This window comes from Dyella choica, assembly GCF_003977665.1.
Lineage (GTDB): Bacteria > Pseudomonadota > Gammaproteobacteria > Xanthomonadales > Rhodanobacteraceae > Dyella_B > Dyella_B choica.
On sequence record NZ_RYYV01000006.1, the window covers coordinates 171,447 to 196,647 of the forward strand.

General features: G+C 62.7%; 27 protein-coding genes. 12 read left to right on the top strand and 15 right to left on the bottom strand.

Annotated features, from left to right (window positions below; translation table 11 throughout):
- Positions 1-185: 185 nt before the first annotated feature.
- The 3 genes from EKH80_RS10070 to EKH80_RS10080 all read left to right on the top strand — a co-directional run bounded on the left by EKH80_RS10070 (position 186) and on the right by EKH80_RS10080 (position 4,934).
- A complete protein-coding gene (locus EKH80_RS10070) occupies positions 186-1,181 on the top strand; it encodes an alpha/beta fold hydrolase (protein WP_158628803.1) in 996 nt (331 codons plus the stop codon).
- A gap of 304 nt (positions 1,182-1,485) precedes the next feature.
- Positions 1,486-2,388, top strand: coding sequence for a LytR/AlgR family response regulator transcription factor (locus tag EKH80_RS24130; protein ID WP_230473590.1), 903 nt, complete (start codon positions 1,486-1,488; stop codon positions 2,386-2,388).
- Between the two features lie 137 nt (positions 2,389-2,525).
- Complete coding sequence (locus EKH80_RS10080; protein WP_126684619.1) at positions 2,526-4,934, top strand: CocE/NonD family hydrolase; 2,409 nt, start codon at positions 2,526-2,528, stop codon at positions 4,932-4,934.
- A 148-nt stretch (positions 4,935-5,082) separates the two neighbouring features.
- On the opposite strand, the gene aceA is transcribed toward EKH80_RS10080, so the two are convergent.
- On the bottom strand, positions 5,083-6,378 hold the full coding sequence (aceA, locus tag EKH80_RS10085) for an isocitrate lyase (protein WP_126684620.1): 1,296 nt from the start codon (positions 6,376-6,378) through the stop codon (positions 5,083-5,085).
- Positions 6,379-6,408: 30 nt separating this feature from the next.
- A complete protein-coding gene (gene aceB / locus EKH80_RS10090) occupies positions 6,409-8,004 on the bottom strand; it encodes a malate synthase A (RefSeq protein WP_126684621.1) in 1,596 nt (531 codons plus the stop codon).
- 274 nt (positions 8,005-8,278) lie between these two features.
- On the opposite strand from aceB, the gene EKH80_RS10095 reads away from it, so the two are divergent.
- The 3 genes from EKH80_RS10095 (at position 8,279) to EKH80_RS10105 (ending at position 10,433) form a co-directional block, all read left to right on the top strand.
- Entirely contained in the window at positions 8,279-9,187 is a 909-nt protein-coding gene (locus EKH80_RS10095) for a LysR family transcriptional regulator (RefSeq protein ID WP_230473615.1), read from the top strand.
- Between the two features lie 79 nt (positions 9,188-9,266).
- The gene (locus EKH80_RS10100; protein ID WP_126684623.1) at positions 9,267-9,713 is read left to right on the top strand and encodes a nuclear transport factor 2-like protein; all 447 of its coding nucleotides are present in this window, start codon (positions 9,267-9,269) and stop codon (positions 9,711-9,713) included.
- Between the two features lie 153 nt (positions 9,714-9,866).
- Positions 9,867-10,433 carry a hypothetical protein gene (locus EKH80_RS10105; protein WP_126684624.1) on the top strand — a complete coding sequence of 189 codons (567 nt, stop codon included), beginning with the start codon at positions 9,867-9,869 and terminating at the stop codon, positions 10,431-10,433.
- Positions 10,434-10,500: 67 nt separating this feature from the next.
- On the opposite strand, the gene EKH80_RS10110 is transcribed toward EKH80_RS10105, so the two are convergent.
- From EKH80_RS10110 to EKH80_RS10145, 9 genes are all read right to left on the bottom strand, one after another.
- Positions 10,501-11,136: a LysE family translocator gene (locus tag EKH80_RS10110; RefSeq protein WP_126684625.1), complete on the bottom strand. Its 636-nt coding sequence runs from the start codon at positions 11,134-11,136 to the stop codon at positions 10,501-10,503.
- A gap of 13 nt (positions 11,137-11,149) precedes the next feature.
- On the bottom strand, positions 11,150-11,749 hold the full coding sequence (locus tag EKH80_RS10115) for a 1-acyl-sn-glycerol-3-phosphate acyltransferase (protein WP_126684626.1): 600 nt from the start codon (positions 11,747-11,749) through the stop codon (positions 11,150-11,152).
- Complete coding sequence (arfB, locus tag EKH80_RS10120) at positions 11,746-12,168, bottom strand: alternative ribosome rescue aminoacyl-tRNA hydrolase ArfB (protein WP_126684627.1); 423 nt, start codon at positions 12,166-12,168, stop codon at positions 11,746-11,748. Before arfB ends, EKH80_RS10115 begins: the two co-directional genes overlap by 4 nt.
- 9 nt (positions 12,169-12,177) lie before the next feature.
- A complete protein-coding gene (locus tag EKH80_RS10125) occupies positions 12,178-12,906 on the bottom strand; it encodes a pseudouridine synthase (protein ID WP_126684628.1) in 729 nt (242 codons plus the stop codon).
- A gap of 112 nt (positions 12,907-13,018) precedes the next feature.
- The gene (gene ubiB, locus EKH80_RS10130) at positions 13,019-14,665 is read right to left on the bottom strand and encodes a ubiquinone biosynthesis regulatory protein kinase UbiB (RefSeq protein WP_126684629.1); all 1,647 of its coding nucleotides are present in this window, start codon (positions 14,663-14,665) and stop codon (positions 13,019-13,021) included.
- Complete coding sequence (locus EKH80_RS10135; protein ID WP_126684759.1) at positions 14,662-15,312, bottom strand: ubiquinone biosynthesis accessory factor UbiJ; 651 nt, start codon at positions 15,310-15,312, stop codon at positions 14,662-14,664. Before EKH80_RS10135 ends, ubiB begins: the two co-directional genes overlap by 4 nt.
- 93 nt (positions 15,313-15,405) lie before the next feature.
- Positions 15,406-15,876 carry a tRNA (cytidine(34)-2'-O)-methyltransferase gene (locus tag EKH80_RS10140; RefSeq protein WP_126684630.1) on the bottom strand — a complete coding sequence of 157 codons (471 nt, stop codon included), beginning with the start codon at positions 15,874-15,876 and terminating at the stop codon, positions 15,406-15,408.
- A 38-nt stretch (positions 15,877-15,914) separates the two neighbouring features.
- A complete protein-coding gene (locus EKH80_RS23805; RefSeq protein ID WP_158628804.1) occupies positions 15,915-16,091 on the bottom strand; it encodes a hypothetical protein in 177 nt (58 codons plus the stop codon).
- Between the two features lie 31 nt (positions 16,092-16,122).
- A complete protein-coding gene (locus EKH80_RS10145; protein ID WP_126684631.1) occupies positions 16,123-16,329 on the bottom strand; it encodes a hypothetical protein in 207 nt (68 codons plus the stop codon).
- A 273-nt stretch (positions 16,330-16,602) separates the two neighbouring features.
- Between EKH80_RS10145 and EKH80_RS10150 the strand changes: the two genes are divergently transcribed.
- A complete protein-coding gene (locus EKH80_RS10150; RefSeq protein WP_126684632.1) occupies positions 16,603-17,037 on the top strand; it encodes a DUF4156 domain-containing protein in 435 nt (144 codons plus the stop codon).
- 172 nt (positions 17,038-17,209) lie between these two features.
- On the opposite strand, the gene EKH80_RS23810 is transcribed toward EKH80_RS10150, so the two are convergent.
- Entirely contained in the window at positions 17,210-17,500 is a 291-nt protein-coding gene (locus EKH80_RS23810) for a response regulator (protein ID WP_126684633.1), read from the bottom strand.
- A 215-nt stretch (positions 17,501-17,715) separates the two neighbouring features.
- On the opposite strand from EKH80_RS23810, the gene EKH80_RS10160 reads away from it, so the two are divergent.
- The 5 genes from EKH80_RS10160 to EKH80_RS10180 all read left to right on the top strand — a co-directional run bounded on the left by EKH80_RS10160 (position 17,716) and on the right by EKH80_RS10180 (position 23,128).
- A complete protein-coding gene (locus EKH80_RS10160) occupies positions 17,716-18,381 on the top strand; it encodes a response regulator (RefSeq protein ID WP_126684634.1) in 666 nt (221 codons plus the stop codon).
- A gap of 129 nt (positions 18,382-18,510) precedes the next feature.
- Positions 18,511-19,731: a response regulator gene (locus tag EKH80_RS10165; protein WP_158628806.1), complete on the top strand. Its 1,221-nt coding sequence runs from the start codon at positions 18,511-18,513 to the stop codon at positions 19,729-19,731.
- Positions 19,732-19,926: 195 nt separating this feature from the next.
- Positions 19,927-20,259: an Hpt domain-containing protein gene (locus EKH80_RS23815; RefSeq protein WP_158628807.1), complete on the top strand. Its 333-nt coding sequence runs from the start codon at positions 19,927-19,929 to the stop codon at positions 20,257-20,259.
- A 291-nt stretch (positions 20,260-20,550) separates the two neighbouring features.
- Positions 20,551-21,615 carry a LacI family DNA-binding transcriptional regulator gene (locus tag EKH80_RS10175; protein ID WP_126684637.1) on the top strand — a complete coding sequence of 355 codons (1,065 nt, stop codon included), beginning with the start codon at positions 20,551-20,553 and terminating at the stop codon, positions 21,613-21,615.
- Positions 21,616-21,838: 223 nt separating this feature from the next.
- Positions 21,839-23,128, top strand: a complete 1,290-nt coding sequence (locus EKH80_RS10180; protein ID WP_230473592.1) for a DUF5690 family protein — start codon at positions 21,839-21,841, stop codon at positions 23,126-23,128.
- Between the two features lie 128 nt (positions 23,129-23,256).
- Here EKH80_RS10180 and phnN read toward each other — a convergent pair whose 3' ends face one another.
- The 3 genes from phnN to phnF are packed head-to-tail and all read right to left on the bottom strand — an operon-like array spanning position 23,257 to position 25,186.
- Entirely contained in the window at positions 23,257-23,802 is a 546-nt protein-coding gene (phnN, locus tag EKH80_RS10185) for a phosphonate metabolism protein/1,5-bisphosphokinase (PRPP-forming) PhnN (protein WP_126684638.1), read from the bottom strand.
- Positions 23,799-24,455, bottom strand: a complete 657-nt coding sequence (locus tag EKH80_RS10190) for a DUF1045 domain-containing protein (protein WP_126684639.1) — start codon at positions 24,453-24,455, stop codon at positions 23,799-23,801. The genes phnN and EKH80_RS10190 overlap by 4 nt, the downstream gene beginning before the upstream one ends.
- Entirely contained in the window at positions 24,455-25,186 is a 732-nt protein-coding gene (gene phnF / locus EKH80_RS10195; protein ID WP_126684640.1) for a phosphonate metabolism transcriptional regulator PhnF, read from the bottom strand. The genes EKH80_RS10190 and phnF overlap by 1 nt, the downstream gene beginning before the upstream one ends.
- Positions 25,187-25,201: the final 15 nt, after the last annotated feature.

The following is a 25,201-nucleotide window of genomic DNA, read 5'->3' on the forward strand; positions in this document are numbered from 1 at the left end:
GGCTCGCCGCATCCATCTACCGGTTCGTCGCGGATCTCGGATGCCCGACCCAAAGCACTGCCTATAGTCGTCAACGAGGCCCATCAGGGCATGGCGATCACATTCAGGGGCATGGGTATCGTATGGGGCAGCGTCGATCAAACGGGCGTAACGTGTGGCGTGTCGTAAGTCGGATGAGTATCGGCTTGGGCATCTTGCTGGTTGTATTGGGCATCGCGGGCGCCGCGTGGAACTTTCTCGCCATCCGTCACGATCGCCAAGCCAATCCGCCGCCCGGCCATATCTATTACGTCAGTGGTCACGCCATGCACTTGTACTGTACCGGCATGGGCGCGCCCACCGTCGTGCTGGAAGCCGGGCATGGCGAGGATTTCACCGTGTGGGGGAAGGTACAGCCGGCACTTTCACGTGTCGCCCGCACCTGCTCCTACGACCGTGCGGGTTTTGGCTGGAGCGACGCACAGCTAGGGGAGCGCGATGCAATTCATATTGCCGATCAATTGCATGCGCTGCTCATGCATGCCGATATCACCGCACCCGTCGTGCTCGTGGGGCACTCGGCGGGCGGACTTTATGCGCAGGTATACGCATCCAGATACATCAAGAGCGTAGCGGGCCTGGTACTCGTAGATGCTTACACACCTAATCCTTTGCCGGAACCGCCCTTCAGCGTGGCATTGGATAGTCACAGTGATGCAGAGTTCGCATGGATCAAAGCCACCGTGGCGCTGGGTGTTGCGCGATTAATCGGCCAGTGCGACGCCATCCCCGCGGGGATGGAGGCCTATGCCGGATGGATCAAGGCCAGCGCGTGTGATTATCCGCAATTGGACGCCTATGTCCGTGAGGACCGCGCACTGGGCGATTCACGCAGAGAAGGAGCTGGCATCAAGTCTTTCGGAAACATGCCGCTGCTGATTCTCTCGCAAGACACGACGCGGCCGATACCCACTTTTCTCTCAGGGCGCATCACGACCAAGGACTGGCAGCAGTATGCCGCTGCTCACGGCAACGAACAGGCGGCATACCTCAAGCTCTCCCCGCGTAGCCGTCGTGTCGTCGCGGCAGGGAGCGGTCACTACATTCATTACGATCGACCTGATGTCGTCATCCGGGAGACGACAGCTCTCATTGGGCAGATCAGAAGTGACGCTACTGCTGCGGTAGCCGACAAGCGATAGCTTTTTCCTGGCAAGCCAAGAACCAGACATTCTGTAATGTCCACTTCAGGAAGCAGGCATTGATCCTTAGCCGCCACCGGCAACCCATCCAACTGCGCAGGCTAAGGATCTTTCGAGCGGATTCCTTGCATCCAGGCAGGGCCTAGGACGCCCAAGCGATCCAAAGCATGGCCAGACCATGGCGGCTCCCGTCAGCAGTTCCGATGGGTCGAGCCTTCCGCCAAAGCGGGCGGCAAGGCTTGAAGCAACGCCCATTAGCCTGCACGCTTCACGCCGGGTTTCGGGATCAACGCCGGGAAAGCGAATGAAGCAGCGGTACTTCGATCTGTTGGCGGTGGTCGGCGTCTTCGTGGCTTATTCGGTGACGATGAGGCTGGCCATGCACCTGAGCCCGGTCGACAGCCTGATTGGCGGTGCCGCCAACGCCATTCCCGTCGCGATATTCGGGGCCGTGGTGCGTCGCGTGATTCAGAAGCACTTCGTCGGGAAGCCCGCTGCCACGCAATTGCTTGCCCACCTTCCGCTGTGCGCCACGTTCGCCGTCCTTTCCTATGGGCTGCTGATCGTTCTTCTTGGCTTGTTCAACGGCGCCGCGCTGGCGGGCTTTCTGGTGAAACCGCTTTCGATGAGCGCAGCGGCCTGGCAGACCCTGGAGAATGTGACGACGTACGCGCTCATCTCAGCGATGTCATACCTGCAGGCCCAATACCATCTCTCCAGCACGGCGGCGCCAGCGCCTGTGCCGATCGGGCCGGTCATCCAGGCGCATCGATCGCTCCCTTCCGCCGGACACCGGCAGGAACCAGGCCGGGCAGCCCTCCTGTCGCAGCGTTCCCAGGAGGAACCTGCGAAGGAGCCCGAGGCAGCCCGGGGCGATTCGGAGCGGTCCCGTTACTTCGTCCGGATCGGCGACGAACTGCGGCCGATCGACATGGATACCGTGGTGAGCATCGGGGGGGCGGACGACTATGCCGAGGTATGGACTCTTTCCGGCAAGCACCTCGTGCGCATGACGCTTACAGATTTCACCAAGTCGCTGGACCCGGCCAGGTACGCCCGGGTCCACCGCTCGTGGATCGTCAACATCCATCGCATCGCCCGGGCCGAACCCGCCGGAGGTGGCCGACTGCTTCTGCATATGGAAACCGGACAGACGATTTCGACCAGCCGAGCGGGAGCCCGGTTGCTGCGAGACCGCGTCATTTGACCGTTCGCCGATACGGGCTGTCCATTTGCCGATTTTCTGACCGATTCTCTTCGCCGCCCGGAATCATTCCCCCGACATCGGACACCGGACCCGGCCATTAGCCGGGGCCTGGCAACTATCTGGGGGAGAATCATTCCATGAACGTGCGTGCCTGTTCCTTGCCGTCTACCGCCAGCGGGAATGCCCGCGTCGCCACGGTGCTGCTACCCACCCGCGCAGCTTGCCGGGAACGCAAGCGATGGCCGCATCGGCTGCTCAAAGTCCTGTGGCCTCTCGCTCTTGCAGCGCCGTCGCTGTCGTTTGCGCAGACCTATGCATGGACGGGGCAGCAGGCATCGGAAACGGTCGCTTCGCAGAAGGACGTGTCGGACCTGGCCGCTCGCGTGCTTCACGATCTTCCGGCCGACCCCAGCCCTGCCAACCTCGAACACCGCTACCGGCTCGAACTGGTTGCCGGCCAATACGGCCAGGCACTGCAAACCATGGCGGCCCTGCGCGAGCGGCTGCGTCATCAGGAGGTGATTCCCACGCGCGCGTCATGGGTCACCGTGCCCTATGAGATCTACGCCGACACCCGCATCAAAGGGGCTTCGGGCCACGTCGATGAGGTGGAAGCGTACGGCGAGGCATTTCGCCAGCACATCGGTAAGCTGGCGGACTGGCCAGCCGCAGAAGTGGCACGCGCGTACGCCGAAACCAGCCCGACGGAACTCCACGCGAGGTTTCAGGCCGACCTCGACGCCGCCAAGGGGCGGTCTCAACTGGATCTGGCCGATGCCATCCGCCTGGCCAGCGACTATCTGGCCGCCACGGTTTTCGGCCAGGCATCACGGCTCGCTACGCCCCACATCGAGCAAGACGATGCACGCCGATACATCAGGCAGGACAACATCCTGGTCAAAGAAGCCAACGGCAGCAGCGTCTGCGCCTACGTGATGCGCCCCAAGCAGGCCGCGCCACTGCCGACGCTGCTCGAATTCACCATCTACGCCGCCTCGCCCCAGGTCATCCATGCCAGGGCACGCCTTTCGGCGGCGAAGAACTATGTCGGCGTGCTCGGCTTCACTCGCGGCAAGGTATGCAGCCCGGACAAGCCTTCCGCGTATCGGAACGATGCGGACGATGCCAGCGCCCTGATCGACTGGATCGGCAAGCAAGCCTGGAGCGATGGTCGCGTGGGCATGTACGGCGGCAGTTACGACGGCTTCACGCAGTGGGCTGCTGCCAAGCGCATGCCCAAGGCTTTGAAGGCGATCATGCCCAGCACCCCTGTCGCTCCCGGTATCGACGTCCCGATGGAAGGCAACGTGTTCTGGAACTTCGTCTACGCCTGGCCCTTCTTCACGCTCGACGGGAAATTCAACGACACGGCCACCTACGGCGACACACAACGCTGGCAAAAACTGGACCAGGCCTGGTACGCCAGTGGCCGCGCGTATCGCGACCTCGAAAAGATTGACGGAACACCCAACCCCACGTTCAGCGAATGGATCTCCCACCCGTCCTACGACGCCTATTGGCAAGCCATGATTCCGTACCAGACGGAATTCTCGCGCGTCACCATTCCCGTGTTGCTGATGGCCGGTTACTACTACGGTGGCCCAGGCGCCGCGATCTACTATTTCCAACAATTGGAGAAATACGCGCCGACGTCCGAGCACTATCTGGTGATGGGCCCCTATCACCACCTAAGCGTGCAGTACGGGGTCCTTGACGATCGCGGCAACCTGATCGACACGCTCGCCGGCTTGTCCATCGATCCCGTGGCGCAGCTGGATATGTACGACCTGCGCTACCAATGGTTCGACTATGTTTTCAAACGCGCCCCCAAGCCAGCCATGCTTGCGGACAAGGTCAACTACGAGGTGACCGGCGCGAACATCTGGAAGCATGCGCCGTCCCTTGCCACCATGAGCGATACAACGCGGCGCTTCTATCTCGTCGGCAACCCTGCCGATAACAACAAGACCGTGCTCAGCGAGACGGCGCCCACGGGAAAGACCGCGAGCATCCCGCTCATCGTCAACCTGGCCGATCGAAGCGACGCCAACCATGCTCCCGTCGGCGGCGGCGTGGTGGATACCTCCATCGACACCGCCAACGGCCTGTCCTTCGTCAGTCAGCCCCTCGAAAAGCCCACTGAGGTGAGCGGCCTGTTCTCCGGCCGACTCGACTTCATGGCCAACAAGAAGGATTTCGACTTGGCGATCGATCTGTACGAACTCACCCCGCAAGGTCGTTACGTGCAGCTCAGCCCCTACTGGACCCGCGCCAGCTATGCGGCGGACCCCACCCGGCGCAACCTGCTTGTTCCTGGCCGCGAACAACACCTGGCCGTCAACGGAAACCATCCGATGAGCCGCGTGCTTCAACCCGCCAGCCGTTTGGTCATGGTCTTGCGCGTCATCAAGGAAAGCGGTCGCCAGATCAACTATGGCAGCGGCAAGGACGTCAGCGATGAAAGCGCCGCCGATGCGGCCAAACCACTGGTGATTCGCTGGCTGACCACCAGCCACATCGATTTGCCCATACAACGTGACAAGTGATGCGCCATGCTTTCGGCAGGAGTTCCCCGAGGTGTCCGCTTCGGAAGCGGACACACCCAGACTTTCATCCCGGGAAGTCTTATTCTCGCATGCCCGAAATGCGGCCTCTTCCGATAGCGCAACATGGCCGGCACAGCCCCATTGCGGATCACGCCGCTGATGCGCGATGGAACTGGGCCTCCTCGGTGGAGCCCTTCAGCGCTACCGTCGACGAATTGCCCTGCTGAATCGCCTGCGTCACCGCATCGAAGTAACCGGTGCCCACTTCGCGTTGGTGCTTCACCGCGCTGAAGCCAAGTTCTGCCGCTGAGAATTCCTTCTCCTGCAATTCCACGAAGGCACTCATCTGCCGGCGTGCGTAGCCCTGCGCCAGCTCGAACATGCCGTAGTTCAGGCTGTGGAAGCCGGCGAGGGTGATGAACTGGAACTTGTAGCCCATCGCGCCGAGTTCCCGCTGGAACTTGGCGATGGTGGCGTCGTCCAGGTTGCGCTTCCAGTTGAAACTTGGCGAGCAGTTATAGGCGAGCAACTTGCCCGGGAATTTCGAGTGGATCGCCTCGGCGAACTGCCGCGCCTCCTCCAGGTTCGGCTTGCTGGTCTCGCACCAAACCAGATCGGCATACGGCGCGTAGGCGAGGCCGCGGCTGATCGCCTGCTCCAGGCCCGGACGCACGCGGAAGAAGCCTTCCACCGTGCGCTCGCCGGTGGTGAATGGTCTGTCGTTGTCGTCGATGTCGGAGGTGAGCAGGTCGGCGGCATCCGCATCGGTGCGCGCGACCAGCAGGGTCGGCACGCCGAGCACGTCGGCAGCGAGGCGCGCGGCGTTCAATTTCTCCACCGCTTCGCGGGTAGGCACCAGGACCTTGCCGCCCATGTGACCGCACTTTTTCACCGAGGCGAGCTGATCCTCGAAATGCACGCCGGCGGCGCCGGCCTCGATCATCGCCTTCATCAGCTCGAAGGCGTTGAGCACGCCGCCGAAGCCGGCTTCCGCATCCGCCACGATCGGCGCCATCCAGTCGATGTCGTCCTTGCCTTCGGCATGATGCAGCTGATCGGCGCGCAGCAGGGTGTTGTTGATGCGCTTGACCACCAGCGGTACCGAGTTGGCGGGATAGAGCGACTGGTCGGGATACATCTCGCCGGCCACATTGGCGTCGGCGGCGACTTGCCAGCCGCTCAGGTAGATCGCTTGCAGGCCGGCTTTCACCTGCTGCATTGCCTGGTTGCCGGTCAGCGCGCCCAGCGCATTGACGAACGGCTCCTTGTGCAACGATTTCCATAGGCGCTCCGCACCGCGGCGCGCCAGGGAATGTTCGATAGCTACCGTGCCGCGCAAGCGCACGACGTCTTCGGCGGTGTAGCTGCGCTGGATGCCGCTCCAGCGTGAATTGTTTTGCCAGTCGAGCGCAATTTGTTCGGCGGTCGGCAATTGGGTTTTCATGCTGCGTGCTCCGTTATATTTTGCGCGCGATCAGGCGAGCTGTTCGTAAGCGGGAAGGGTGAGGAAGCTGCCGAGTTCGTCGGCGTGCGTGAGTTCGGCAAGCAGGCGGGCCGCATCGGTGGCGCGGCGCGCGCCGGGCAGCGTGCTGCCTTGCAGGCGATGGGTGTGTGTGGCGAGCGCGTGATCGAACAACGCCAAATCGATGGGCGCATGGTCGGTAAATACCAGGTCGCCGTGATGCAGCCACTGCCACAGCTGCGAGCGGGCAATTTCAGCGGTGGCTGCATCCTCCATCAGATTGTGGATCGGCACGCAGCCGAGCCCTTCCAGCCAGGCGGCGGTGTAGCGCAGCGCCACTTCCACGTTGTTGTCGAAGCCGGCGCGGGTGATGGTGCCGCCGCAAGGTGCGATCAGCGTGTCGCGGTCCGCTTTCACGTCGTCGCGCTTGAGCTGCAGCTGGTTCGGCGTGGGCATGTGGCGATCGAAGATCTCCATCGCCACCGGTACCAGCGCCGGATGCGCCACCCAGGTGCCGTCGTGGCCGGCCTGCACTTCGCGCAGCTTGTCGGCGCGCACCTTGTCCATCGCCTGGTCGTTGGCGTCCTCGTCGTTCTTGATCGGAATCTGTGCTGCCATGCCGCCCATGGCGAACGCGCCGCGGCGATGGCAGGTCTGGATCAGCAGCTCCGAATACGCCTTCAGGAACGGCACCGTCATCACCACCTGGCCGCGGTCCGGCAGCAGCCGGTCGCGATGGCGGCGGAAGGTCTTCAGGTAGGAAAAGATGTAGTCCCAACGCCCGCAATTGAGGCCGACCACGCGCTCGCGCAGGGCATGCAGGATCTCGTGCATCTGGAATACCGCCGGCAGCGTTTCGATCAGCACGGTGGCTTTCATGCTGCCGTAGGCCAGGCCCAACTCGTCCTCGGCCAGCGCCATCACTTCATCCCATAGCGCAGCTTCCTCCATGGCTTCGAGCTTGGGCAGGTAGAAGTACGGGCCGCGATCCTGCGCCAGCAGTGCGCGGGCGTTGTGATAGGCGAACAGACCGAAGTCGACCAGCGCACCGGCGATGGGTTCGCCGTACACCGTGATATGCCGTTCCGGCAGATGCCAGCCGCGCGGGCGTACCACCAGCACCGCCGGATGGGGGCCGACGCGATAGAGCTTGCCCTCGGGCGCGCGATATTCCAGCGTGCCGTTGACCGCGTCGCGCAGGTTGACCTGGCCATCCAGTTGATTGGCGAAGCTGGGGGCGGAGGAGTCTTCGAAGTCGGCCATGAACACTTTCGCGCCCGAGTTCAGCGCGTTGATGATCATCTTGCGTTCGACCGGGCCGGTGATCTCCACTCGCCGGTCCTCGAGGGCGGCGGGAATCGGGGCTACGGTCCAGTCGCCCTCGCGGATCGCCTGGGTGTCGGCCCGGAAATCCGGCAATACCCCGGCGTCGTAGCAAACCTGGCGCTGGCGCCGAGCCTCCAGCAGCTGGCGACGCCGCGGTTCGGCGAAGCGGTGCAGGCGGGCCAGGAAGGCCAGGGCCTCGGGGGTAAGGACATCCTCGTAACCGGTGGTGTCTGCATGAATTTCGATCGGCCGGCTGACGAGTTTTTCGCTGGGTACTGCCATGGCTTGCTTCTCCACCGTGGGTTGCTCGGGTTCGGTGGAAACGCTAGGCCAGTAGAGTTAGATTTGACAAAGCAAATGTTTCAATCCTAGATATTAAAAAAAGCAATACAGTTACTAACATATTGAAAAATATACTATCAAAGGGTCTGCCTGGAGGTCGAACATGACCAAAAAGCTACCATCCGGCAGCGTGAAGCGCGCGCCAAGGCGCAAGCTTGTTGCCCCTCAAGCGGACGGAGGCCGGTACTACTACAAGGGCAACCGCCTCAAACAGATGCGCGCTTTCGTCGCCACGGTGAAGCTGGGTACGCTCAGTCGCGCCGCCGAGGCGCTGTATCTGTCCCAGCCCTCGGTCAGCCTGCAGTTGCAGGCGCTGGAGCGGGAGCTGGGGGTGGAACTGCTGCATCGCAGCCGCCGCCGCATCAATCTCACCGATGCGGGCGAAGCGCTGTACGAACTGGCCCGTCCGCTGGTGGAGGGCTGGGAAAACCTCGATCGCCAGTTCCAGGCGAAGGTGAAAGGCATGCACTCGGGCAAGCTGACCGTCGCGGCCGGCAGCTCCACCATCCAATATCTGCTGCCGGGCCTGGTGCGGCTGTACCGTGAGCGCTATCCCGGCGTGCAATTGCAGCTCGCCAACGTGACCGGCAAGGATGGCCTGGCACTACTGCGGGCGGATGAGGCGGATTTTGCGGTGGGTTCGCTGCTGGACGTACCCAATGACCTCGCGTGGGCGCCGGTCTACCACTACGACCCCCTGCTGATCACGCCGCTGGACCACCCGCTGGCGCGACAACAGAACGTGCAGTTGGAGGATCTCTCGCCGTATGGCCTGATCCTGCCGCCCCAGCGCCTTTCCACCTACCGTATGGTGGATCTGGTGTTCCAGCAACGGCAGGTGCCTTATCACGTCGCCATCGAAGTCGGCGGTTGGGAAGTGATCAAGGAGTACGTGGCGATGGGCATGGGCATCTCCATCGTCACGAGCATTTGCATCACCGATGCGGATCGCCAGCGGCTGGCGGTACGCAACATGCGCCAGTACTTTCCCCAGCGCAGCTACGGCGTGGTGATGCGCAAGGGCAAATTCCTGAGCAAGGAGGCGCAGGCCTTCATCGACCTGATACGGCCTGGGCTGCTGACGCATCGCGATTACGACGAGTCGGGGCATTCGGAGCGCTGACGTCCATGGCCTTTCTGCACTGGCGATGCAACGGGTTGGCAGCCACGATGGCCGGTACAGCCATAGAGGGATGTCCTTCATGAACCTTCGCAAGTCCGTCTTCGCAAGCGCGCTGATGCTGGGCTCATTGGCCCCCTGTCACGCCGCTGAGCTATTGACCCGGCCGATGCAGGCGGTGCACGATTTTTTTGATGCGCTTGGGCGACAGGACAAGCCTGGCATGCTCGCCGTGGTTGCGCCGAATGTCGAGGTCATCAGCATGCATCAGGGCCAGTTGCGCCGAAGAAGCATCGATAGCCTGGCAGATGCCGTTGCGGCCCATCACGGCAGCGCTATTGCCGAACACATTTATCATCCCATCGTGCAATCGGATAATGATCTTGTGGTGGTCTGGGCGCCCTACAAGTTCACGATCGACGGCCGCGTGGATCATTGCGGCACAGACGTCATAACGCTTGGCTACGTCGACAACCGCTGGCTCATCATCGGCTTGTCCGACAACGAAAGAAAAGAAAATTGCCAATGACGGTCGATCGATACCGGTAGCCTGATTCAAAGGCGTGATGAAGCATCGGGGTCGGGACGAGACGCGGCATGCTCCGCGCCGATAGACTGTATCCCGCAGACCCGCACTCACGGTGTCCGCGAAGCTTTGTGATGGATCCAAACCATAGGGGACATGATGAAAAGGTATCTTCTGCTGTTGGGTATGACGACGGCTCTTACTGCGTGCGTGACCAACATCAAGCCAGACGTAAGCCAGAACCCTCCGCCGACGGAGCGGCTCGCGAACTTTCAACACTTCAAGCTGCTTCCCTTGACAGCTTCCGGGGATGCGAAGGGAGACACCGAGGCGCTGCAGAAAATCCAAGGTAATCTGCAAAACAAGCTGCAGCCGATGATCTCCGGCTGGGAATCCCAGGGCGCCGATGGGCGCACCTTGCAGATCGAGCCCGTGGTAACGCAGTTGAAGTTCGTCAGTACCGGCGCCCGCATCATGGGCGGAGCGTTCGCGGGAAGTTCGGCGGTCGTGATGAAGCTGCGACTGGTCGATGTCTCGACCGGAAAGGTCGTGGCCGACGCGGAGTTCTTTCAGCGTGCCGCTGCCATGGGCGGGGCGTACAGCTTAGGGGGAAGTGACGTAGGCATGCTCGAGCGTATTGCTACGGTTTCCCAAGAGTACCTGCAGCACAATTACCAACAGGCCGTGGGCGGACCGACTGGGTTGGCCGAAGAGGCGAAATAGCCGGGGCTATCAGGACAGTCGTGAGCCACATAGGCTGGGATGAAATCCCGGCCTATGAAAATGCGGATCAGCTGCGCTGCTGCAGCGCGAGCTTCACGCCAAACGCCAGCAACACCGTTCCGCACAGGCGATCCATCCCTTGCCCGAATCGCGGCCGCGTGGTCAGCAGCCGGTTGATGCGCCCGCCCATCAAAGCCAGCACGGTCGACCAGGCCAGTCCGGTGCCGATAAAGCTCAATCCCAGCAGCAACAGGCCAAGCTGTGGATGGGCGGCATGCATGGAGACGAACTGCGGCAGGAAGGCCAGAAAGAACAGCGCCACCTTGGGGTTGAGGACATTGGTCAGCATGCCCTGGCGGAAAGCGGCGCCGAGTCCTTTTCCACGAGTTTGCGTTGGCTGCCGCGTGCTTCCCTTCGACAGCAGCATGCGCAAGCCGATCCACGCCAGATACGCTGCGCCAAGGTACTTCAGCACGCTGAAGGCGAGCGCCGAAGTCATCAGGATTGCAGAGATTCCCAGCACGGCAGCCAGCGTGTGGACGATGCAGCCGGCATTGATACCCAGCGCTGCCGCCATGCCGACGGTATGCCCCTCGCGACCGCTACGGGTAAGAATGTAAAACGTATCGAGCCCTGGAGTGAGGTTGAGCGCGATGCTGGCGAGCAGAAAGGCTTCGTAATGCTGGATACCGAACGAGTCCACTTAGTGCCTCTTTTTACGCTGTTTCGGTGTTGCGGTGCTTGCCGCGATACGGCCGGAACAGCGCACGTATCGCCAGCATGTCCGCGTCGGGATCATCGCTGGTCCAGACCAGCGGACCTAGCGTAAACGTCTTGCTGGGATAGTCGATGAAGATCGGCTGGATCGGCACGTTTGCCTCGTGCGCGATGCGCAGGAAGCCGGATTTCCAGTGCATGACGTGCTTGCGCGTGCCTTCGGGCGTAATGCCCAGCCACATGCGTTCCCGTTCGTTGAAGCGCTTTACCATTTGGCCGACCACGTTCAAAGCGGCCTTGCGATTGATTGCGATCATGCCGATCGGTCGCAGGATCACCCCCAGCGGCCCTTCCAGCACTTCGCGCTTGATCATGATGTTGATGTTGACGCCCAGCCCGATCTTCATCATCAAGCCCCACACACCGTCCCAATAGGACGAATGCGGTGCGCCGATCAGAATCAATTTCGGTTGGTCGGGCAACTGGCCAAGCAGGCGCCAACCGGAAAGGCGCAACAAGGCGCGCATCAGCCAGGGCCAGAAGCGGCTGTTGAGCCGGGGGGCTTGCGGCGGCACCGCCGGCAGGATGGGGTCGCTCACTCGTGGCTCCAGGAACGTGACCGGCCTTGCTTGATTTTGGCGCGCTGCTGCTTGCCTTCCAGGCGGCGCTGCTGGGAGGCTCGGCTGGGTTTGGTCGCAATGCGTTTCTTGGGCGCGACCAGCGCGGCGCGCAGGATTTCCACCAGGCGTTCGCGCGCATCCTCTCGGTTGCGGCCCTGGTCGCGGAAGCGGCGCGCCTGGATCACCAGCACGCCTTCGTCGGTCATGCGCCGGTCGCGGCGGGCGAGCAGGCGCGAGCGCACATCTTCCGGCAGGGAAGGGGAGTGCAGCACATCGAAGCGCAGTTCCACCGCGCTTTCGGTGCGATTGACGTGCTGGCCGCCAGGGCCGTCGGCGCGCATGAAGCGCTCGACCAGCTCGGATTCCGGCAGGCTGATGGATCGGCTTAACTGCAACATGCCGCCAGTTTAGCTGGTCGGCATGACGCTTATCGCTTCGCCGGGCGGGAGCACCCAGCCGAAGCGTTCCAGCAAAGCCTGGAAACTGGCATCGAGTGGCGCCTCCAACAGCATCGGCCGGCCGTCGAGCGGATGCCGGAAGCTGAGTCGCCAGGCATGCAGCAACATGCGATGGCAGCTGAAATATTGCTTGTACAGACGGTTGTGATCGCTGCGCCCGTGCTGGCAGTCGCCGATCACCGGGTGATGGATATGTGCCAGGTGCTTGCGGATTTGACGGAACCGGCCGGTTTGCGGTTCCGCCAGCACCAGCGCATAGCGCTGCTGCGGATAACGGCCCAGCGCAATCGGCACCTCCACCGTGGCCAGGCGGCGATAGTTGGTGCGTGCTTCGCGGCGCGGGCCGGTTTCGCGTGAGCCCGGCAGGGGGTAGTCGACCACGCCTTCCAGCGGTTCAGGCCATCCCCGTACCACCGTCAGATACTGCTTGTGCACGTCGCGGCCCATGAACTGCTCGCCCAGGGCGGCGGCCATCTCGGTGGAGCGGGCGACCAGCAGTACGCCGCTGGTGGCGCGGTCGAGGCGATGCGCCAGGTACAGCGTGCCGCCGACCTGTTCACGCAGAACGTCGATCACGAACGTGTCGGCGTTGCCCACCATTTTCGAGCGGTGCACGGCGAGGCCCGCGGGTTTGTTGACCGCAATCAGGGCGTCGTCTTGGTAGAGGATGTCGAGCATGACAATGGTCTGCTGGCTTCAATGCGCCGGCACTGGCGTTGATAGTTGTATTCTCCGGCCGCCATTCCCGCGAAAGTGGGAATGACGGCCGGGACTGCAGAGCGCCTCGCAACTACCGCCTTACCCACCCGTACACGAACGACAGCAAGCCGCCCACTCCCAGGCCCAGCGGCAGCAGCGGACTGTGCTGTTGCCCGAACGTCCACATCACCGTGGCGCAGATGATCAGCGTGGAACCCAGCAAGCCGCTGCCCATCATCTGCATCAGCTTACGCACGAGATGCCGCTGATGGCTCAATTCATCCGCGTCGGCGAGCAGGCGCTGTTCGCCCACGGCAACCTGGCGCAAGGCATCACGCACCAGTTCCGGCAATTGCGGTGCGTTGTGAAACCACTCCGGAATGCGCTTGCGCATCTCGCGCAGCGTACGGATCGGGCTGTAACGCTCGCGCAGGATGCGCTTGAGCACCGGATGCGCTACCGCCCAGATGTCGATGTCCGGATCGAGCATGCGCCCGACGCCTTCGATATTCAGCAGCGTCTTCTGCAGCAGGATCAGCTGCGGCTGCAGGGTGAGCTCGAAGCGGCGCGCGGTCTGAAACAGCTTCACTACCAGCTCGGCCAGGGATATCTGCGACAACGGGCGCGTGAAATACGGTTCGCAAACCGTGCGTACCGCCGCTTCCAGTTCATCCAGCCGCACGCTGGCCGGCATCCAGCCCGCATCCACGTGCAGCTTGGCGATACGCGCGTAGTCGCGTTCGAACAGGGCCACGAAGTTCTGCGCCAGCCAGTACTGGTCGGCTTCGGGCAGCGAGCCCATGATGCCGAAATCCAGTGCGATGAAGCGTGGCTCTTCCCTGCGCGTGGGATCCACCCAGATGTTGCCGGGGTGGGCGTCGGCATGGAAGAAATTGTCGCGGAACACCTGCTCGTAGAACAGGCGCACGCCCTTGGCGGCCAGTCGTTTGCGGTCGATGCCGGCCGCATCGATGGCCGCGATGTCGTCGGAGGAAAGGCCGTTCACCCGCTCCAGCGTGAGTACGCCGGCGGTGGTCAGTTCCCAGTGCACCTCCGGCACGTACAGATCCACGCCGCTGATGAAATTGCGACGCAGCAGGCTGGCATTGGCGCCTTCGCGCTGCAGGTCCAGCTCGTTTTCCAGCATTTTCTCGACTTCGGCCACGGCGTCGAGCGGACGGATCTTGTCGGCATTGGGGTGCCAGCGCTGCGCCATTGCACCCAGCGACTGCAGCAGGCTGACGTCGCGCGCGATGCGCTCGTTGATACGCGGACGCAGCACCTTCACCACCACGGAGCGGCCGTCGTGCAGCGTGGCCGCATGCACCTGCGAAATCGAAGCGGAAGCCAGCGGTACCGGATCGAAGCTGGCGTAGAGCTGGTCGATCGGGCGCTTCAATTCGCGTTCGACGATGATGCGCGCCTCGTCACCGGGGAACGGCGACACCTGATCCTGCAGCAAGGCCAGTTCGTCGGCGATGTCGCCGGGGACCAGGTCGCGACGAGTCGACAGGATCTGGCCAGCTTTGACGAAGATCGGGCCCAGTTCGTTCAGCGCCAGGCGAATGCGTGCGCCACGCGAGAGAGGGCGCACATCGACGACCGGCCGGCCCAGCAAGGGGCGCACGAACTTGAGCGGGCGGAACAGGTGCGTGGCATCCACCAGCTCGTCGAGCCGGTAGCGCAACAGCACGATGGCGACGCGCAGCAGGCCGGGAACCACCTTCAACGGCGTCACGAGTGGCTTCCCCGCTGCTGGCGTTCGAGTCGCGCAAGACGCGCTTCCAGCCGTTCGGTGCGTTCGCGCAGGGTATCGACGTCATCCAGGTAGCTTTCGACCTCGCCCGGCGCCACGGCGATGCGCGTCTCGTCGCGCAACCACGCCGCGCCATCCTGGGTGAGGTGCGAAGCGGTTTCGCGCGCATGGGCGAAACCCTCCCGCGCGGCTTTGGCCAGCGGCACGCCAAGCACGTCGCCGAAACTGCGGGTGAAGGCAGCCTCGAAGTCGGGCGCGAAGCCGCTGGCGAGTTTTTCCAGCCGGCGCGCCAGCTCTGCGTCGCCGGCGATTTCCACCTTGCCCGGGGCGAGGCTTTCGCTGTTGCGTCGGAACAGCATCGACAGCAGGCTACCGGGTGTCGCTGCGACTCGCAGGTCGCTACTCTCGGGAGCAGGGCCAACCTTCAGGCGCTGGCCTTCGACGGTCACGGCCAACGCGACGTCCATGCCCTGCAGTTGCAGTTGCACGCTGCGGCTCTCGAGCGCGGCGAGTTTGCCTTGCGTATCCGGGTCGAGCGACAGCGCATGATTGAGCGCGCTTTCCAGCGCGCGGCCGGCGAGCTTGCGCAATGGCCGGGGGAGCAGGTTGGGGGGGGGGGCGGCAGTCATGCCGCGATTGTAGCCGCCCTGGTCGGTAAGGAGCCTCTGATCCATTCCTACGTAGACGTCATGCCGGGCACGTAGGAATGGATCAGAGGCTCCTCAGACCTCCAGCGCGCCCGGAAAACCCAGCTGCCGCCATGCCTCGTACACCGCCACCGCCACGCTGTTGGAGAGATTGAGACTGCGGCTGTCCGCACGCATCGGCAACCGCAAGCGTTGCTCGGCCGGCAGCGCGGACAGCACTGCGTCGGGTAGGCCTGCCGTTTCGCAGCCGAACAGCAATGCATCCCCTGCGGCAAAGCGGGCCTGGACGTGCCAGTTACGGCCGCGGGTGGAAAACGCGAAAACACGAGGGTGTCCGAGCGCAGCCAGGCACGCGTCGAGATCGTCGTGCACGCTGACCCGCGCGTATTCGTGATAGTCGAGGCCGGCACGCCGCAGGCGGGCATCATCGAGCTCGAAGCCCAGCGGGCGGATCAGGTGCAAGGCCGCGCCAGTGTTGGCGCATAGCCGGATCACGTTGCCGGTGTTGGGCGGAATTTCGGGGCGGAAGAGAATGACATGCAGCATGCCGCCATTATCGGATGGCTGGCGCCGGCGTGTCCCGCTCAGCCGGCCTTGCCGGCAGGATTCGCCGCCGCGATGACCTGGGTGGTTGCGATAGCGTGGCCTGGCGTCGCCAAGGCCGAGGCAGGCGTGGCCGTCACCATCGCCAGCAGCGTCAGGCCGCAAACCAGCGCGCAAGTGCCGAACAAGCCGCGCAGCAGCAAGGTTTCAAAGTTCATGGCCGGATCTCCTTAAGGCTAGGGGCGGGTTTCAGATCGATCCGCGCACGCAGATCATGTCGTCGACGATCGGCAGCACGCAGCTGGAAGAGGGCGAGGTCAGCAGGGAGGCAATCGAAGCGTTCGCCGCCAAGCGCAGCGGCGCCGTCTTGCTGGTGACCATGGCCGTCAGGATCAGGCCGCAGACCAACACGCATGCCACGAACAGGCCGCGCAGGATCATTGTTTCGAATTTCATGTCCGTCTCTCCGAATCGTTGGGTGATTTCCTCACCCTGGACTCTGCAATCCCTGTGCCAGTCCCATCTGCGCATGCAATGCGCTGATATCAAAGGAGTTGTTGCCGGCAAAGTGGGCGTCGTTGGTTGTCCGCGGACAGCGCCTGTGCCCGATCGGACAGTGTCCGGGGGTGGCCGGACCGGGCGCGCTAAGCCGGCGTTAGGTGACAGGCAACGGCGACGCGCTACGATTCCATACGGACGCAAGTTTTCTTTCCCTTGATGGAGCCACCCATGCGCAAGACCCTGCTGCTGCTCGCACCTCTCGTATTGCTTGGCGGATGTACCTGGGGCATCAATCCGGACCCCGGTTCGAACAACATCCGCACGGTGTGGAGCGGCGAAGTCACCGGCTGCCGCGACCTGGGCAAGATCACCGTCTCGGTGATGAGCCGGGTCGGACCGTTCGATCGCAATGACATCAAGGTGCGCGACGAACTGCAGGTGCAGGCTCGCAACAGCGCAGTAGGCATGCATGCGGACACGATCAAGCCGCTGGGCGAGCCGGCCGAGGGCTCCCAGGCGTGGGAAGCCTATGCTTGCGGCAATCACATGGTCGGCCCGTCCTCGGCGCCGTCACCGGCGCAAAACTCGGGCAACCAGCCGTCGCCGCAAGCGCCGGCGCAACAGAGTGGCGGATTCCAGACCTATCCTGCGAAGGGCGGTTGATTCCTGCGTTTGCCCAGGCGGCTTGGGCATCAAGCCGCCTGCTGGCGACAGCTTTGCATCAATTGAACGTGAGTGTAGCTGCGATTCCGCAGCGCGTAGGCGGGGATGGCAATCCCAGCATCGTTTGTGCTGCATGCATGGCAATGCTGGGATTGCCATCCCAGCCTACCTGCTAGTGAACAACGAGAGCGTCAAGCATCGAATCGATTATCGCTTCATAGCCGCTCCAGTCCGGCAGAGCGCCATCCAGCAGCACCATGTCGAGGCTCTTGCCGCCGAACAAGCGCAGTGCCGTTGTGCCATCCGCGCAGGATGTAACCAGGCAGCCGATGCAGCGCAACGGTTGGTCGAACACGAGACGATTGGCTGGATGCTGCTCGACCAGCAGGATGGAGATGGCTTGTGCGTTGCTCCGGGGAATGCCGATGTCGAGAGAGCGGTAGAGATTGCGAATGATGGGTATGACGTGAACCGGAGTGGCGAGCTTGCAAAAGTATCGGTGAGCGCCGCACGCATGCGCTTAGTAGGAATCCGAAAAAAGCCGCGAAATGCCGACCCGTGCCCGAGCCTTTGCTAACTTTGTCATCTCATGCAGTAGTCATCGCGGTCCGCCTGGCTATTCAGTTGGGAAAGCGCAGCCACCAGGAGATGTATGGCTGCTGCCGAAAGGAGTAGCGAATGTCGGAATCAACGGGAGCGCGCCTGCGCGTGATACTGCTCGATGACCATCCAGTCATGCGTCGAGGCCTCGAACTGTTGCTGAAGCTGGAGTATTCGATCGACGTGGTGGGCAGCTTTCGCAGCAGCGCGGAGCTGTTTGCGGGGCACAAGCACGTCCGCGCCGACGTGATCGTTACCGATTACGCACTCGCGAAGGGAGATGTCGATGGCCAGCGCCTGATCCGTTCCCTGAAGCAGCACATTCCACACGCGCGGATCCTGGTGATGTCGACCCATTGCAATGCGGGCACGGTCGCCATGGCAATGCGGGCTGGCGCCGATGGCTTCATCGGCAAAAACCAGAGCCTGCCGGAATTGGTCCTTGCCATCCAGGCCATCGCCGCCGGCCGCGTCTATCCCAGCGGCGAGCAGGTCCAGGCCATCGGTTCGACTGAACCGTCCGGCGTCGAGGCCGCCGATGAACTGCTGGGCTTTTCCAGGCTTTCTCCACGGGAACGAGAAGTATTGCGCTGTGTGCTCGACGGTATGTCCATCTCGGAAATCGCCGCCAAATTCTCCAGGCAGGTCACCACCATCAGTGCCCAGAAGAATTCCGCGTTTCGCAAATTGGGCATACGCACCAACAATGAGCTCTTCAAGATCTGGCATCAGCTGGACCGATGATGCGGTTGCGCGAGTCGCAGTCCGCGAGACGAAGGACGCGTAGTAAGTCATCCTAATGTCCTGAAATGGATGGTTACTCAAGTGCGCAACTGTCCGCTTCCCTTAGGCTTCGCTTCGTCTGCCTGGGCGGTGAGGGAACCGCCCGCGTTCTACGGTGCGCACGCGGCGCCCGGCCAATCGTCTGCTCGCATCCTGGTGGTGGACGGCCGCCTACAGAGCCGCTTCGTCCTGGTTGAGCGGCTCAAGGCACTCGGCGTGGCTCCATTGGCCATCGATGATGGTGTTGCCGCATTGCAGGCGATCGCGCTCCGTGCGCCTGCGCTGATCCTGACGAATTGCCATATGCCTGGCATGGACGGCTACGAAATCGCGCGGCGCATTCGGCATTGGGAAGCCGAGCAAGGCATGCTGCGGATACCCATCATCGCCCTATGCGCCACTGCGAATGCCGCGCAATGGCAAAAATGCATGGACAGCGGCATGGATGGCCTGCTGAAGAAGCCATCGCGTGCCAGGGAGCTGCAAGCCGTGCTGCAATTGTGGGTGGAGCAGCTGCGTCCGCCCGTGCAGGTCGAGCCATTTCTGCCACCGCCGGTTACTCGCCAAGCGTACCGATATCCCTTCGCCGAGGATATCCGTACGTTCGAGCAGGCGATGGAAATCCAGGATCGCGTACAGACGGCGCGCCTGCGTGTGATGCTGCTCGACGACCACGAAATAATGCGCCGCGGCCTGGAGTTGCTGCTCAAGCAGGAGTATTCGCTTGAAGTGGTGGGGAGTTTTCGTGCGAGCCGGGAACTGTTTGCGGCGCTGAAGGAGGTCAGCGCGGACGTGATCGTTTCCGACTATGCACTCGGCTCGACCGATGTCGATGGCCTGCGCCTGATCCGGGCCTTGAAGCGGCGCTATCCGCGCACGCGGATATTGGTGATGTCGAGCCATCACCACTCAGGCACGGCGGCCTCGGCGATACGGGCTGGCGCTCATGGCTTCATCGGCAAAAGCCAGGACCCGTCGGATCTGCTCCTGGCCATACGAACCATTGCCGCAGGTCGCACCTATCTCTGCCGTGAGCTGGCTCAAACCACTGGCTCGCCCGTTTCATTCGGCCCCGGGGCCGGCGATGAAAGCTTGGGTCATTCCAAGCTCTCCCCACAGGAGCGGGAAGTGCTGCGCTGCTTGCTCGACGGCATGTCCGTCACGGCCATCGCGGCCAAATTTTCCAGGGCAGTCACCACCATCAGTGCGCAAAAGCATGCCGCATTCCGCAAGCTGGGCATACGCAGCAACAGCGAGCTGTTCAAGACGAGGTATTTGCGCGACGAGCCGTCGGCAAGCGGGCGACCGTAGCCAAAAATGGCGGTGTGCACTTCATCACCCTGCGTGTCTGGCAAAGTGCGGGCTGGGATGCCAACCCCTGCTTCTCCACGGGCAGCCTCTGCCTTGCAAGCTTTTCAAATTTTTAAAACTATTCCTATTCTTTGTCCGCCCAGTCACAGTCACACTGCGGGAATCACTCCGCCGTTGCGTTGTCGTTGCTCAGTCATGCTTCCAACTGCCGCCCATCGGCGTCCCTTGATCCACTCCGCGGAAGCCCGCGAAATCTTCATCAGTGGCTGCGAAGCGGACCTGCAAGCCATTCGGCTTGCCCAGCGCAAGCGGGATAAAGACAGCCTGCAAAGACAGCTGCACGCGCTGAAGGGAGCGTTGATCGTCTTCGGCGAAAGAGAGACGGCGACTTTATGCGAACAAGCCGAAGACGATTTGCGACGCCATAGCGTCTCGGCGTGCGCCGCCACGTTGCGACGCTTCGAAGATGCTATTCGTACCGTCATCGAAACCTACAAGAGAGGCTGTGACTGTACTCGGTCGTGCTGATCGACCTGCACGGGCCCATCACAACAAGGCGACAGCTTCTTCACACTCTTCGGTCCGGAGGGAGCATCAGCCACGCGGACTCGATGCTGCACTGCCGCGTCGTCCTGGCTTGTCCAAAGCCATCTCTCTGACGCGAACCAGCAAGATTTATCGGCTTTAATCTTTTTGCTCGAATTTTGCGGCGCAGCGCGACCAGTCCGCTATGGCCCCTTTACAAGTTCAAAATGTAAAAGCTTAGATTTTCGTCGCAGTTAGGATAGGTGCCCATCCATCACGCAGAGGGACGCTTCGATGACGACCAAAAACGCAACCATCAAGGACGTGGCGCGCGAGGCAAAGGTCTCGGTCGCTTCGGTTTCTCGCGTGCTCAACGGTCTGGGCGGCGTCACGCCCGCAACGCAAAAGATCGTGCGCGAAGTCGCTACGCGCCTGCATTACGTGCCGGACAATGCGGCGCGCAGTTTGATCACCGGACGCACACATACCATCGGTGCCGTGTTGCCGGACTTGTATGGCGAGTTCTTCTCCGAACTGATACGCGGCATCGACCTGGCTGCGCGGGTCCACGGATTGCATCTGCTGGTATCGAGTTCGCATGACGGTGCGGAAGCTGCCGCCGCCGCGGTGTGCGCGATGCGCGGCCGCGTGGACGGGATGCTGATCCTTTCCGAATACGTAGACGCGGCTTTCCTCGAACACAACCTGCCCGACAAATTGCCGGTGGTGTTGCTGGACAGCCCGGTCAAAAGCGCGCGCTACCCGGTCCTCAACATCGACAACCGAGCCGGTGCGATCGCCATGGTGCGGCATCTGGTCGAAGCAGGGCACCAGCAGGTCGCCTTCATCAGTGGTCCCAAGACCAGCTTTAACGCGCAGCAGCGCGAGAAAGGTTGTCGCGCCGCTATGGCCAAGCACGCGCCAGGCGTGCCGCTCACCGTCCTCGACGGTAATTTCAGTGAGGAATCGGGTTATCGCGCCGGGCAGGAGCTGTTGGGCAGGAAACCGCGCCCACAAGCCGTGTTCGCGGCCAACGACATGATGGCGATCGGCTGCTTGCGTGCTTTCAAGGAAGCAGGCCTCAACGTTCCGGGCGACATCGCGCTGGCCGGCTTCGACGACATCCTGATCTCGCGCTACCTCACGCCGCCGTTGAGCACGGTGCAGGTGCGCATCGCCGATCTCGGCCGCATCGCGCTGGAGCGGCTCGCGGGCTTGCTCAATCCGGCCGACAAGACGCCGGCGTCAGTCGAAACGCTGGGATGCGACATCGTCATCCGTGAATCCTGCGGGGGAAAGGCCGGCGCCACGGTAGCGCCAAGCAAGCTGCGCAAATCGCCGCGACCATTGCGCACATAACGACGAAACCTGCAGCACTTCCGGGCAGCGGCTGCCGCGCGGCAGCGTGAAAGGCAAGATGCGCGCCATGCTGTTTCATCATCACGTAGGCTGGGATGACCATCCCAGCGCTTCGTATGATCCCTAGACCGGCTGTCCCCATAGGCCTAGGGACCGCCATGCGGCTGTAACCTGCGCCCGTCATCCTGCGCGTCAGCTTGGGGCTACAAGTCGGGTGGGTTTCGTGTCGTCTTTGTCGCGTATCCGCCATCCCATGGCGATCAATCTGCTGGCCGGTGGCGCCGCCTTCATGGCCTATGCATCCATGTATGCCTTCCGCAAGCCGTTCACGGCGGCTTCGTTCGACGGCATGTACCTGGCCGGCGTCGACTACAAGGTCTGGCTGGTGATCGCGCAGGTGCTGGGCTACATGCTGAGCAAGGTGCGTGGCATTACCTGGATCGCGGAAATACAGCGCCAGCGCCGCGCACGCACCATGACGGGACTGATCGGCTTTTCGTGGCTCGCCCTGCTCGGCTTTGCTCTGGTTCCGGCCCCCTGGAACATCGCGTTCCTTTTTCTCAACGGTTTGCCGCTGGGCATGGTGTGGGGTGTGCTGTTCGGTTATCTGGAAGGGCGCCGCGGTACCGAGTTGATGGGGGCGTGCATGTGCGCCAGCTTCATCGTGGGATCGGGCGTGGTGAAATCGGTCGGCATGTGGCTGATGGTCAACGGCCACGTCAGCGAATTCTGGATGCCGTTCGCCACCGGGCTGCTGTTCGTGCCGCCGCTGTGCCTGGCTACGTGGATCCTGGAGCACCTGCCGGCCCCCAACGCCGCCGATATTGCGGCACGCAGCGTGCGCATGCCGATGGACGCCAGCAGCCGTCGCGCCTTTATTGCGCGCTTCCTGCCGGGTATCGTGATGATCGTGGTGCCTTACGTTGCGCTAACTGTGATGCGCGATTTCCGCGACAACTTTGCGGCGGAGATCTGGAGCGATCTTGGCCATGGCGGCGACATCTCCGTCTTCACCGAGACCGAAGTGCCGATCGCCATTGCCGTGCTGATCATTACCGGCTTCACGATGTTCGTGCGCGACAACCTCAAGGCGTTGATGATCAATCACGTGCTGATCTTCGGCGGCTTCGCCATTGCGGTGCTCAGTACCTGGCTGCACCGGCATGTCATGATCGATCCGCTGGCCTGGATCGGCTTCACCGGATTCGGTCTCTACCTCGCCTACGTGCCATACAGCGTCACCTTTTTCGAGCGCATGCTGGCGACGTTCCGGGTCACCGGCAACGTAGGCTTCATCATGTACATTGCCGACAGCAGCGGCTACACGGGCAGCGTGCTGGTGATCCTGCTCAAGCAGTTCGGCGCCATGCATCTTTCGTGGGCGTCGTTCTATGGCGATACCGTCATGGCGCTATCGGCTGTCGGCATGCTGATCACCCTGGCTTCGGCGCTCTATTTCCACGAAAAGGCGCGCCGCGCGAAGGAAATAGTCGCGGTGCCCGCGCCGGCCTGATACCTGGCCGCGTAGGCTGGGATGGCAATCCCAGCATCGCGAAGTTGCATGCATGGCGAGCTGGGATTGCCATCCCAGCCTACGTGGCCAGGCACACATACAGTGCGGTGACGGGCACGTAGAATAGATCAGAGCGCCGAGCGGATCGCCGACAGCAGGCTTGCACCGGCATCCGCAATGCTGCCGTCGTTGTGGATCACCACGCTGCCGGCGGGAATCGGGTAGGCGTCCACCCGGGCAAGCCGTGCGGCGATCTCCTGTTCCGATTCGCGTCCACGAGCCGCCAGACGGCTGGCGATCGCCTGCTGACTGGCGGTAATCAGCACCGGCCGCAAGGCCGGAAACCGCGAGCAGGCCTTGGTCAGGGCACCACGCGATCCATTCACCAGCACATCGGTGCCGTGCGCGAGCCAAAGCGCGACTTCGTTGCCAATGCCATAGTGCAGCCCATGCGCCTGCCAGGTGAGGGCGAACAATCCGCGCTGCTCGCGCAACTGGAATTCCGCCTCGCTCAGCGCCACATGGTTTTCGCCACCTGCGTGCGCGGGACGGGTGATGTAACGATGCGCGCACACCACGCCCTGCGCGATGCCATGTTCGCGTATCCACGCCAGCACGCTGTCCTTGCCTGCGCCGGAAGGGCCCATCACGTAATACAGATGGCCCGCGCTCATGCGTCGATGCCTGCGTCCAGCGCAAATCGCTCGAACGGTTCGAACGGCTGCCCCGGTTCGGTCTCGCGGCAAATCGTCAATGCATCGATGCAGGTCGGCGGGAGGTTCGCCACCCTTGGCGACAACCATGCCCGCAAGGCGCGTTCTTCCTCCTCGCTGGCCCGCGCGGACAAGGTCATGTGGAACCGATAGCGGTCCAACACGTAGGGGTAGCCAAACTGCTGATACAAGGCCAGTTCGGTTGCATCGAGCTTCGCGGCTCTACGCTGCCATGCTGCTTCGGTCGTCGGCGCGCGCAGTGAGTTCAGGCGGCGCGCGCACTGCTCGGCCAACTGGTTGATATCCGCCTTGTTACCCGACGGCCGCAAGGCCAGAAAGCCTGCCAGCTGCTGCAGGTGCAATGAAAGTTCGAAAGCCTGATTACGTTGGGCGATCTCGGCCACATGTCGGCGTAGCTCGTCGTAGCTGCCCTGCTCGTTCAGCGCAAACGGTGCGCACAGCGTTGCATGCCAGCCATAGCGGCGCACGTTGCCCATCAATTCATGCAATCGTTCCGCCGCCAACCCTGAAATCTCTCGCGTAGAGAGCCATTCCCGCCCGAAGGCATCCAGTTCGCTGCCCGCAACCGGGCAGAAATACACGGCATAGCGCATCAATGGTCCGCCATCAGTACCAATTGCACCCAGTCGCCCGAAAACCGCGTAATGCCGTACTGCACGGGCACTCCGCGCGTGTCGGCATTGATCGATTCCACGTAGAGCAGGGGGCGGCTTGTCGGTTGCTGCATCAGGCGCGCCGTGATGGCGTCCGGAAGCCGGGCGGAGACGCGGGTGTGCTTGCGCTCGTAGTCGGCGACGCCGAACTCGGCCAGCGTACGGGTGACCGACAGTAGGCGGCGGTACAGCGCGGGCAGGTCGGCAAAGCGTGCTGCCGGAAAATACGACGTGCTGTAGTCGATGATGTGGCCATCGGCGCGGTCCAGCGTCTCGATCCGGTAGACGTATTCGTTGCGATCCAGGCCCAGCGCCCGCGCTACCTGGGGCGGCGGAAGCTCATGCGCGTCTTCCAGCACCCGGATATCGGCGTCGACGTTCAGGTTGCGCATGTTCTGCGTAAAACGCGTGCGGCGGCTGATCACGTAATCCAGCGTCTGCTCTTGCACGAAGGTGCCACGGCCCTGTTCGGTGCGCACCAGGTTGCGCTGCTCCAGGGCCGCGATGGCGCGGCGCACGGTGTGGCGGTTGACATTGAAGCGCATGGCCAGCTCCTGCGCCGAGGGCAATTGCTCCCCCTGGCGCAGCTGGCCCTTGAGTATGTCGGAAGCCAGGATGCCGCTGATCTGGCTCCACAGCGCCACCCCACGTCCGCGTTCGATTTCGCTCATACCACGTCCTCAACC

Bases quoted from the DNA above. Each gene is read 5' to 3' on its own strand.
- EKH80_RS10080 (WP_126684619.1), top strand. From the start codon at position 2,526: ATGAACGTGCGTGCCTGTTCCTTGCCGTCTACCGCCAGCGGGAATGCC.
- arfB (WP_126684627.1), bottom strand. From the start codon at position 12,168: ATGTTGCAGTTAAGCCGATCCATCAGCCTGCCGGAATCCGAGCTGGTC.
- EKH80_RS10175 (WP_126684637.1), top strand. From the start codon at position 20,551: ATGACGACCAAAAACGCAACCATCAAGGACGTGGCGCGCGAGGCAAAG.
- EKH80_RS10145 (WP_126684631.1), bottom strand. From the start codon at position 16,329: ATGAAATTCGAAACAATGATCCTGCGCGGCCTGTTCGTGGCATGCGTG.
- EKH80_RS10160 (WP_126684634.1), top strand. From the start codon at position 17,716: ATGTCGGAATCAACGGGAGCGCGCCTGCGCGTGATACTGCTCGATGAC.
- aceA (WP_126684620.1), bottom strand. From the start codon at position 6,378: ATGAAAACCCAATTGCCGACCGCCGAACAAATTGCGCTCGACTGGCAA.
- EKH80_RS10135 (WP_126684759.1), bottom strand. From the start codon at position 15,312: ATGACTGCCGCCCCCCCCCCCAACCTGCTCCCCCGGCCATTGCGCAAG.
- EKH80_RS23805 (WP_158628804.1), bottom strand. From the start codon at position 16,091: ATGAACTTTGAAACCTTGCTGCTGCGCGGCTTGTTCGGCACTTGCGCG.
- EKH80_RS10140 (WP_126684630.1), bottom strand. From the start codon at position 15,876: ATGCTGCATGTCATTCTCTTCCGCCCCGAAATTCCGCCCAACACCGGC.
- phnF (WP_126684640.1), bottom strand. From the start codon at position 25,186: ATGAGCGAAATCGAACGCGGACGTGGGGTGGCGCTGTGGAGCCAGATC.
- aceB (WP_126684621.1), bottom strand. From the start codon at position 8,004: ATGGCAGTACCCAGCGAAAAACTCGTCAGCCGGCCGATCGAAATTCAT.
- EKH80_RS10150 (WP_126684632.1), top strand. From the start codon at position 16,603: ATGCGCAAGACCCTGCTGCTGCTCGCACCTCTCGTATTGCTTGGCGGA.
- EKH80_RS23815 (WP_158628807.1), top strand. From the start codon at position 19,927: ATGCTTCCAACTGCCGCCCATCGGCGTCCCTTGATCCACTCCGCGGAA.
- EKH80_RS10100 (WP_126684623.1), top strand. From the start codon at position 9,267: ATGAACCTTCGCAAGTCCGTCTTCGCAAGCGCGCTGATGCTGGGCTCA.
- EKH80_RS24130 (WP_230473590.1), top strand. From the start codon at position 1,486: ATGAAGCAGCGGTACTTCGATCTGTTGGCGGTGGTCGGCGTCTTCGTG.
- EKH80_RS10095 (WP_230473615.1), top strand. From the start codon at position 8,279: ATGCGCGCTTTCGTCGCCACGGTGAAGCTGGGTACGCTCAGTCGCGCC.
- EKH80_RS10105 (WP_126684624.1), top strand. From the start codon at position 9,867: ATGATGAAAAGGTATCTTCTGCTGTTGGGTATGACGACGGCTCTTACT.
- phnN (WP_126684638.1), bottom strand. From the start codon at position 23,802: ATGAGCGCGGGCCATCTGTATTACGTGATGGGCCCTTCCGGCGCAGGC.
- EKH80_RS10125 (WP_126684628.1), bottom strand. From the start codon at position 12,906: ATGCTCGACATCCTCTACCAAGACGACGCCCTGATTGCGGTCAACAAA.
- EKH80_RS10190 (WP_126684639.1), bottom strand. From the start codon at position 24,455: ATGCGCTATGCCGTGTATTTCTGCCCGGTTGCGGGCAGCGAACTGGAT.